A 9,659-nucleotide genomic window follows, 5' to 3' on the forward strand; every position below is an offset into this window, starting at 1 on the left:
CCGCGGCGCTCACTGGGGGAACAGCACGGGATCGAGGGGGCGCGGGCGCGTGGGCTCACGGCACCAGTCGGGCTCGATGTCCTGCAGCCACGTCATCGTGCACGGCTTTCCGTTGCACGTGAACTGGCCGTGCCCCGCGGGCCCGACGTTCTGGCAGGTGCCGTCAGCGACGCGGTCCGCCAGGGACCCCATGTAGTTGAGGTCGCAGGCCCCCACCTTGTAGCAGTACCGCTGCCTCAGCGCCGACTCAGGGTCGATGCTGCAGTTGGCGATGAACGGGAGCGTCGCATAGACGGACACCGTGGGGACTGCCCCGGTCGAGGGGGCCGCGCACCAGAGCGCCTCGCGGTGAACGTACTCGGCGTGACCCTTTCCGTCGTCGGCCACCTGGGTGCCCGTGAGCAGGACGCTGATGCCGTCGGCCACGTCGTTGACGTAGGCGATCACGCACTCCAGCACGTTGCCGATCACGGCATCGGAGAGCCCCTGCTCCGTCCAGGCCGACGCGCTGCTCACCATCCCTCGCCCCAGGTAGACCTCCTCGCCGTGGTGCACGACGGTGCCTTTGGCGGCGGCGCAGCGGACGGTGTGACCGAAGACCTCCTTGCCGTCCACGCCCCCGGGGGCCGCCGCGTCGAGGATCTTGGTGGCGAGGATGTCCGGGTGGATCTTGTCGCCCTTGAGCAGCGGGCTCCGCAGCGCCGTGACCATCGCGTACTTCCATGTGTGCCACGCGAGCTTCGGGGTCCCGTTGGTGTCCGGGATACCGGGCTTCAGCCCTGTCGCCTCGAGCCCTGGTTCGTCGATCTCGACCTCGATCTCCGACTCCGACGCCGGCCCGCAAGCCGCCATGAGGAGCCCGACGCCCATCACCATCCCGTGCGCACCAGCAGAGCGCTTCATCGCGATCTCCTCGTCCAGAGAGTTTCGAGCCTTCGTTCACGGCAACGGCGACCTCGCCGAGCGTGGGCACAAGCGGCCATGATCGCCGCGCTGCGTGCCGGGGACAAGGAGCATGCGCCGTGCCATGTTGGGGAGCGACGCGGCGGCGGCGGATCTGGCAGCGCGTCTCCCGGCGAGGTGGTACGGCGGCGTTACAGGTGACCGTCGCGCGGACAGCGGGTGTTGCGCCGCCATGACAGGGGCCCGTCGGAGCTGCTGGAGCTGCCGGAGCGAGGGGGGCGGCGAGAGGGGGCGTGGCCGGGTCGTGGAGAGGTGATGTTCTCCTCGCTCGCTGGAGATCGAGAGCAACCCAACTGGAGGGAGCGCGGGGAAAAATCGACCGAGGCCGTGTCGGGTCGGCGGGGCCTTTTGCGGGAGTAGGGGAAAGAGGGCGCGAACCGCGCGCTCCACGATCGCCTTCTGCCCGAGGTACACGCCATGAACAAGCCGTCGTCGCTCTCCGTTCTCCTCTCGCTCGTTCTCGCCGCGGTCGGCTGTGGCAGCACGGAGCCCGTCGGAACCGAGTCGCCGGAACCCGCGCAGGAGGCCCTGCGGGGGAGCCGCTACTGCGAGATCCTGCTCGGCGACGCGGATCTCGGCGCGGGATCGGTGACGATCGACGTGTACAACACGCAGGGCCTGAACGAGTGCCCCGAGGCGGCGTGGGCCGCGGTCGATGAGGCCGAGGTGAAGGCCGAGACGAGGGCGGACGTGGTGGTCATGAACGGCCCGCGCCACTGGATGATCGACAGCTTCGAGGGCTCGAAGGTGCTCGATCCGGAGGTGCGCACGCTCGGCGGCATCGAGATGCGCAAGACGGGCACGCTCACCGTCGCGCTCGCCGAGGCCTCGAGCAAGGCGAAGCCCTACGAGACACGCACCGTCCGGCGCGACACGACGTGGGGCTACGACGCGGGCAAAACCGTGTACGAGCTCGTCGATCCGGAGGGCGCGATCTACGAGTTGCAGTCGTACAGCGTGCAGGAGGTGCAGCAGGACGAGGCGTCGCTCGCGAAGCTCGGCGAGACATTGACGCTCCCCGACGGCTGGGCCTTTCGAACGCGGGTGCTCGACGAGAAGCTCGAGGTGGAGGCGGTGGACGGGCTCGCCGTCGTGGTGCAGGACGACTTCGGGAATACCTACCAGCGCTCGCAGCAATAGACTACGAAGGGAGGGGGAGTGGCCGCGAGGATCACGCGGTGGCGTGGCGTCATGATGGTCCAGCCCAAACAGCACGAGTTCCTGCGCGAGGCTACCGGCGTGGGACGTCCTCTTCGAGCTTCACGCGCAGCTCGCTGGCATCGGTCCCCGGCGCGCGCCCGGACAGGGGGCTCTGTGGCTCTTCCCGGGGGCCGGCGATCCGGCGATGCTCGCTCCGCCGCTTCGTGCCCGATCCGGCACGTTCCTCGCCTCCCCGTCGGCCTGGCGAGGGGCGCCTCGCGGGCGCGATGTTCCGGCGGCCGGTCGTGGGATAGGCTCTCGCTGGGAGCGAAGGGAGGAACCACAGGATGGCAGACAGGATCTCCAGGGAACCGATCGTGGCGCCGGCCGGCTCGAGTGAGGCGGCCGCTGTCCTGATCCCGCGCAAAGTTGCTGCTGCTGTGAACCTGAAACCCTGATCGACAAGACGAGCGTCCGGCATGTTCCTCAAGGTTTTCATCGCCCTTTTGCTCGCGCTGCCAACTCTGTTTTCCATCTATGTCTTTTCGATTGAAGGAACGAAGATGCTCAAGCCGTTGGCGTTTGCCTTGACGCTGACCTCTGCGCTCTACGTCCTTGTCGTCAGTCTCGTTCGCGTCCGTCACCCTTCCACGCCGTACCTCGGTTTCTGGCTCGTGTTGCCCATCTGTTCGGCGCTGATTCTCGCTTGCGTGGTGATGGCTCTCTCCGTCGTCGGTCATTGACGAGCGTGAGCTCTCTGGCCCGAGGCGAGGGATCGACCATCGCGAGCTCGCCGAGCCCCTGGCTCGCCGTTGGGCCGGGGTTGGGGCCATGCCGTGTGAGGGAGTGCGGTCCGTCGTCACGCCCCGTCCCACTCCGGGAAAGCGACGCATCGCGACGGTTCGGCACCGCAAGTTCGTGCCTCCAAGAAAAGATGGGTGGCACCCGTCTCGGCGGTGGACGCGCCCCTGCCTTGTGATGCCTCTTGGACGTGCGCTCGCCTGCCGTAGACTCGCTGGCCATGACGACGAGCCGGCGCGGTCTCTACCAGGATCTGATCACCGAGGCGCTGGCGTCCGGCCTGCGCGAGCTCGACGCCAGCCTGGAGGTCCGCACCGCGGGGCTCCGGTCCGCCGAGGCGGCCGACCGTATCGCCCTGCACCTGGGTCGCCTCGTGCAGCGCGCCCTCTCCGGCGTGCCCGATGCAGAGCGTGTGGCGGTCGGCGTGGGTCTGGCGCGGAGGCTCGTCGAGCAGATCGATCAGGTGATCGCCGGCGCGGAGCTCCAGCCCGAGGCGCCCGTCGAGCCGGCGACGGTGCTCCACTCCATCGTAGGGCGCCAGCCGGACGGCAGCCCGGAGACGATCCCCGAGCCGCTCATCCCGCTCCTCGACACGGCGCTGCTCACCAACGCGCCTGGCGAGCCGAGGGTAGGCCACCAGCTCCTGACCGAGGTTCGCTCGGCGGACCGCATCGACGTCGTCATGGCGTTCGTCCGCCGGAGCGGCATCGCCCCGCTGCTCGAGGCGCTCCGCGTGCACTGTCAGGCGGGCCGCGCGCTGCGGGTGCTGACGACCACGTACACGGGATCGACCGAAGCGAGGGCGCTCGAGGAGCTCCGCAAGATCGGCGCTGACGTGTGTGTGTCGTACGACACGGGGACGACGCGCTTGCACGCGAAGGCCTGGCTGTTTCATCGCGCGTCGGGCTTCTCTACCGCCTATATCGGCTCCTCCAACCTGACGCACACCGCGCAAACGAGCGGGCTCGAGTGGAACGTTCGCGTGTCCGGCGCGCGCAACCCGGATGTCATCGCCAAGGTCGCCGCCGTCTTCGAGAGCTACTGGAACAGCGGCGACTTCGTGCCGTACGACCGCGCGGAGTTTCTTGCGCGCGTCGATCTGGCGACGAACGCGGCGCCATTGGTGATGCTCAGCCCGATCGAGCTTCGCGCCGAGCCGTTCCAGGAGCGTCTGCTCGAGCAGATCGCACTCTCCCGCGAGCGCGGGCATCACCGCAACCTCCTGGTATCGGCGACCGGCACCGGCAAGACCGTCATGGCCGCCATCGACTACGCCCGGCTCCGGGAGGCGCTCCCCCGCGCACGCCTGCTCTTCGTCGCGCATCGCGGGGAGATCCTGGAGCAGAGCCTCGCGACCTTTCGTCACGGCCTGCGCGATCATGCCTTTGGCGAGCTGTGGGTCGGCGGCCGTCACCCGCGGCGCTTCGAGCATGTCTTTGCGTCGATTCAGAGCCTCTCGGCAGCAGGGCTCGATGACCTTGATCCGTCCCATTTCGACGTGGTGATCATCGATGAGTTTCACCACGCAGCCGCGCCGTCGTACCGCGCGCTGCTGGAGCGCGTGCGTCCCGTCGAGCTCCTCGGGCTCACGGCCACGCCCGAGAGGAGCGATGGGCTCCCGCTCCTCGGCTGGTTCGATGACCGGATCGCCGCAGAGCTGCGGCTCTGGGACGCGATCGATCAGCACCGGCTCGTTCCGTTCGTCTACTACGGCATCCACGACGGGCTGGACCTGCGCGATGTGCCCTGGCGTCGCGGGCGCGGCTACGACGTCGATGGCCTCTCCAAGCTGCTCACAGCCAACGATGTCTGGGCCCGGCAGGTGGTGGCCCAGCTCGCCGCGCATGTCGATGACACGCGAACCATGCGGGCGCTCGGATTCTGCGTCAGCATCGAGCACGCGCGGTTCATGGCGCGCGTCTTTCGCGAGGCCGGTGTCGCGGCGACCGCGGTGTGGGGGGACAGCGCCGATGACGAGCGGCGCGCGGCCCTCGCGGATCTCGGGGCGCGGCGGGTCAACGTTGTCTTCTCGGTGGATCTGTTCAACGAGGGCATCGACGTCCCTGCGGTAGACACGCTGATCCTCCTGCGCCCGACCGACAGCCCCACGCTCTTCTTGCAGCAGCTCGGGCGCGGCCTGCGGCGCAGCGCCGGCAAGACCGTTTGCACGGTGCTCGACTTCGTCGGGCACCATCGACGCGAGTTCCGCTTCGATCGCCGCTTCGCAGCCCTGCTCGGCGGGAGCCGGAAGGAGCTTGTTCAGCAGGTTGAACGCGGGTTCCCGTTTCTGCCCGCGGGCTGCCACATGGAGCTCGACCAGAAGGCATCGGAGCTCGTGCTCGACAACATCCGGCAAGCGGTGCCGTCGGGGTGGACAGCCAAGGCCGACGAGCTGCGGCGGCTCGCCCGCAGCGGCGACGTGAGCCTTGCGCGGTTCCTTGAAGAGACCGGGCTCGAGCTCGAGGACGTCTATGCCGGGCAGCGCTCGTGGTCAGACCTCCGTGGTGACGCTGGGCTCCCGTCGCTGGGCGTGGGGCCGCACGAAGAGGTGCTGCGGCGCGCGTGCGGGCGGCTGCTCCACGTCGACGACTTCGTGCGGATCGAGGTGTTTCGCCGGCTGCTCGGGTCTGACGCATGTCCCGATCTGGGGGCGATGAGCCTCCGGGAGCGCCGCCTCCTGCGCATGCTCGTCGCCACCGTGGCCGATCGCGCCATCGATAAGGCGACCACCCTTGCGCAAGCGTGCGCTCTCGTCTGGGCGCACCCCCAGGTGCGCGCGGAGCTCGTCGAGCTGATGGACGTGCTCGCTGCCCGCGTGGACCACGTTCACCGGGAGCTCGCGACCCATCCGGACGTGCCGCTCCAGGTGCACGCGCGCTACTCGCGCATCGAGATCCTGGCGGCGTTCGGCGTCGGGGGCAGCGCGAAGGTCGCGCCCTGGCAGACAGGCGTGTACTGGGCGAAGGACGCCCGCGCCGACCTGCTCGCGTTCACGCTCGACAAGACGAACGGGCAGTTCTCGCCGACGACGCGCTACCGCGACCATGCCATCAATCGGCAGCTGATCCACTGGGAAAGCCAGTCGACCACCCGCGCCGACAGCGAGACGGGGCAGCGCTACCAGCGGCACGAGGATCTCGGCACGGCGGTGATGCTGTTCGCGCGGCTGCGCAGCGACGAGCGGGCGTTCTGGTTTCTGGGGCCGGCGAGTTATGTGCGGCATGAGTCGGAGTTGCCGATGGCGATCACGTGGCGGCTGAAGCATGCGCTGCCGGGGGACCTGTTCGCGTCGTTCGCCGCGGCGGTGGCCTGAAGCGAACCTCGCCCGATCCCGCGGACAAAGTGCGCGCCTGCGGTGCACCTAAGTGAACCACCCGCCGGATCTCGTCTCGGCATTGCTCGGAGATCGAGCTGCCGCGGGAGTCTGAACCACAAGCCGGTCGTTTCGCGCCGCCATCGGTGAGACGACGGGAACGGTCATGAAGCTGCGCCCGCGTGCATCCGCAAGCGCCGCCTTAAGAGGCGTCGCTTGCTTCCGAAGCGACGAGCTTCTCCTGCCATTCCTTGTACGAGATCCCCTCGTTCTTTACCTTCCAGGCAACACGCCCGTTGAGCCCGGTGCCCGACACGACGGACGCTGCTCCAGAAGGTGAATCGAAGGCGTACTCCTGAGTGAACCGGAACAGATTCGGGTTCCCGTTGGCCGGCACGAGTACCCCGGCGTCTCGAAGGTTCTTGCGAAGCGCCCGTGCTCCATCGCCGAGGGACTCGACCTCCCTCACCCGTGCCGAGGAGCCCTGGCGGATGACGAACTGGCCCTCGCGCACTACGCACTCGGCCCTCGCGTCCTCCCATCGAAGCTCAAGAACTATCTCGTTCGTGTCGCCCGCCTGGTCCGGCTTGGGGGCGACGTCCGCGGTAAATACGCTCACGCCGAGCGTCGGGAGGAGCAGGCGGACGTTCTCGAAGTACGTCTCCATGTCGGCGGTATCGGCCTCGGGCAGCTTTCCGCCGGTCGGCTCGTTCCCGTTGTAGACTTCGGCGCGCTTGGCCTTCCTGATCTCCCGGACGAGCGCGGCCTCCAGCCAGCGCACGTGAGCCTTCGTGAGGTTCTCGTCCTTCGAGACGAACACGACCACGTGCGTCCAGAAGTCCTTGTTGCTGTCATGGCTCGTGAGCCGGATCCATACTTCGTCACCCTCGCCAACGTACACGCTCATCCCGGATGTTGCGGTCTCCGACGGGCCGACGAGGATGTAGATGCCGGTCTTCTTCACCTCGGGACGCAACGCGAGACGAGCGAGATCCGTGCGAGGGCAGACGAGGGCCAGCCCGGTCCAGTTGCCAACTTCGGCCGTGCGCATGCCCTGGGGACTGCCGTCGATCAGAAACAGCCTGACGGAGCGACCCGGCACTACGCAGCCCTCCTCCCATTGAGGATCTTCGTCCGCAACTTCATCCCATCGAAGCGAAGGACCATGCGATATGCGCTGATTGGGTGGCAGCGGGTGCGAAACTCCGCGCTCCCGTCCCACCAGCGCGACGCCGGCAGGTGGACGCCGAACAGCATCGTCGCCGCGGCAGTCGCGATCAGCTCGGTCGGCTCTGGTCGATGGCAACGACGCGGCACCAGGGGCGATGCTAACGAACCTAGATCAGATCGGCAACCTGCCCGTAACGTCGACCGTCCGCATGGCAACCCTCGTCCCGATGAGACGCTCGACGCGATCCTCGCGATGCAGGTGACGACCGCGTGGGCGGGTGAAGGTCGTTGCTCGTCGCGCCGCCTCGGCTGGTGGGACACGGATCTGATCGACGACGCGGGCGGCGGCGACCTCTTCGCGCGGCTCCTCCCGCAGACGTACGTCTGGGCGTCCCTCGAAGCGGCCCTGCGGACCGACGCGAAGGCGCGCGCCAAGATGGCCGATCCCGACAAGCTGCGGACGCTCTACTTCCTCGGCTTCGAGCTGGACGAGCAGCTCGGAGATGGCTTCGCCGCCCACAAGCGCTCGGGGCGCCCGCCCGCCGAGGTCCTGCCGCTCCCGCTGCCCCTCACCGCCGACTTCGCCAAGGAGAAGCTGGTCTCGGCGCTCCAAGGAGGCGATGCGGCGTCCACCAGGGTCCCGGAAGGCGGCAGATCAAGGGCAAGCGGCCCGACGCGGCCGACGTGCTCGTGAGGCGCCTCCCGCCTGCGCGGCGGTCTCCGAGGAGGCCCACGCGACCTGCGGTCGCTCGCCTCCCCGTGCTGCGAGGCGCTCGGCGTCTCGTCGAACGCGGCGAACGGATCGTCGCCGGCGCTCCGAGCGATCGGCCGCCGCGCAGCGTGTGGTCGTCGTGGGCCCGTCCCGGTGGCTTCGGCGTGCATGAGAGCTGGACGACGAACCGTATCCGCGCGATAGACGGCGAGCGCCGCGATGCTCGAGAAGATCCGCATCCAAGGCTTCCGCGCGCTCAAGGACGTGGAGATCTCGCTGCCTCCAGGCAAACCGCTGGTACTCATCGGCGAGAACGCCAGCGGCAAGAGCTCCATCCTGGATGGAGTCGCGATGATCTGCGCGGCCGTGGGCGGGCGGGCCGGGCGGGCGATCCTTGATCGGGGCGGATGGGCCGCTGTCGCCTGGGCCGGGACGAGCACCGAGATTGAGCTGCTCGCCCGCTTCTCGGAGCGCTCGCCGGTCTTTCAGCGGGAGGGAGCGCCAGTCGACTACATGATCCGCTTCGGCAGCGTCCGGGCGAGCCCGACCGTCCTCGACGAAGAAGTCCGGGTTTACAAAAACGGCTTCGACCAGCGTCCGTTCATCGCGCTGAAGGGCGGCGCCGCGTCCTGGGCGGCCAATGTCCAGACAAGGAAGAACGATGTCGTGGCCCCGGTGGAGTCGGATAGCGCGATGCTCACGAACTCAAGCCTCGCGGCTATCTCGGACGAGGTGCGTTACCCGACGCCGATGCACGTCAAGGAGGCACTGCAAACCATCGCCTTCTATCCTTCGTTCGCCCTCGGCGCCGCCCCCGACGGCTCGGAGGGCGCGCACGAGCCCATCAACGCGCGGCCCGTGGAGCGGACGCGCCGCATCAAGCGGTCTGGGCGCGACCTCCTCAACGCGCTCCACACCCTCTCGCAGGAATACCCTGACACGTGGAGCGCGCTGCTCGCCGACCTGCAGTCCGTCTTTCCCTGGTGCGAGGAGATGCGGTTCCCTCCCGGGCCCGGCCGAGGCGTGATCACCCTGACGTGGCGTGACAAGCGCTCGGGGGCGATCCTCTACCTCGACGACATGAGCGAAGGCATGCGCGTCTACCTGGCGATGCTCGCCGCGCTGCACGCGCCGGACAGCCCCGCGCTGATCGCGTTCGATGAGCCGGAGCGGAGCCTCCAGCCCAGGGCGATGCGGCGGCTCGTGAAGGTGATGGAGTCGCGCGCGGAGAAGACCCCGATCCTGGCGGCCACGCACGCCGATCGCCTGCTCGATCACCTGGAGGACCCCGCCGCGTCGCTCGGCATCACGCGCTTCTCGAGCGACGCCGGCGTCACCGTGGAGACGCTCGACGGCGAGCTGCTCGACGCGTGGCTCAAGGAATATTCGCTGTCGGAGCTGCGCGCCCGAGGCATGCTGGAGTCGCCTTATCAAGACGGGATGTCCGTGTCGTGAGATCGATCGTCATCGCCTACGAGGACGATTATCACGAAGAGCTGCACCTGCTGGTCAAGGCGTTGCGCCAGGACCGTGGTCTCCCCGGAATGATCGTGGAGGGGA

General features: G+C 68.4%; 7 protein-coding genes. 5 read left to right on the forward strand and 2 right to left on the reverse strand.

The window, feature by feature from the left end; translation table 11 throughout:
- Positions 1-9: 9 nt before the first annotated feature.
- Positions 10-903, reverse strand: coding sequence for a hypothetical protein (locus WMF45_RS18430; protein WP_437718183.1), 894 nt, complete (start codon positions 901-903; stop codon positions 10-12).
- 477 nt (positions 904-1,380) lie between these two features.
- Here WMF45_RS18430 and WMF45_RS18435 point away from each other — a divergent pair, with 477 nt between their 5' ends.
- The 3 genes from WMF45_RS18435 (at position 1,381) to WMF45_RS18445 (ending at position 6,217) form a co-directional block, all read left to right on the forward strand.
- A complete protein-coding gene (locus WMF45_RS18435; RefSeq protein ID WP_437718184.1) occupies positions 1,381-2,103 on the forward strand; it encodes a hypothetical protein in 723 nt (240 codons plus the stop codon).
- A gap of 479 nt (positions 2,104-2,582) precedes the next feature.
- Positions 2,583-2,846: a hypothetical protein gene (locus WMF45_RS18440; RefSeq protein ID WP_437718185.1), complete on the forward strand. Its 264-nt coding sequence runs from the start codon at positions 2,583-2,585 to the stop codon at positions 2,844-2,846.
- A 278-nt stretch (positions 2,847-3,124) separates the two neighbouring features.
- Positions 3,125-6,217 carry a DUF3427 domain-containing protein gene (locus WMF45_RS18445; RefSeq protein ID WP_437718186.1) on the forward strand — a complete coding sequence of 1,031 codons (3,093 nt, stop codon included), beginning with the start codon at positions 3,125-3,127 and terminating at the stop codon, positions 6,215-6,217.
- Between the two features lie 202 nt (positions 6,218-6,419).
- Here WMF45_RS18445 and WMF45_RS18450 read toward each other — a convergent pair whose 3' ends face one another.
- The gene (locus WMF45_RS18450) at positions 6,420-7,181 is read right to left on the reverse strand and encodes a GIY-YIG nuclease family protein (protein WP_437718187.1); all 762 of its coding nucleotides are present in this window, start codon (positions 7,179-7,181) and stop codon (positions 6,420-6,422) included.
- 201 nt (positions 7,182-7,382) lie between these two features.
- Between WMF45_RS18450 and brxE the strand changes: the two genes are divergently transcribed.
- Together brxE and WMF45_RS18460 are read left to right on the forward strand one after the other, a co-directional pair.
- Positions 7,383-8,081 (forward strand): BREX-6 system BrxE protein, encoded by a 699-nt coding sequence (brxE, locus tag WMF45_RS18455; protein WP_437718188.1) that lies wholly within the window; start codon positions 7,383-7,385, stop codon positions 8,079-8,081.
- A 237-nt stretch (positions 8,082-8,318) separates the two neighbouring features.
- Entirely contained in the window at positions 8,319-9,554 is a 1,236-nt protein-coding gene (locus WMF45_RS18460) for an AAA family ATPase (RefSeq protein ID WP_437718189.1), read from the forward strand.
- Positions 9,555-9,659 lie beyond the last annotated feature (105 nt).

The sequence above is a fragment of the Sorangium sp. So ce448 genome (assembly GCF_051520915.1).
Lineage (GTDB): Bacteria > Myxococcota_A > Polyangia > Polyangiales > Polyangiaceae > Sorangium > Sorangium cellulosum_B.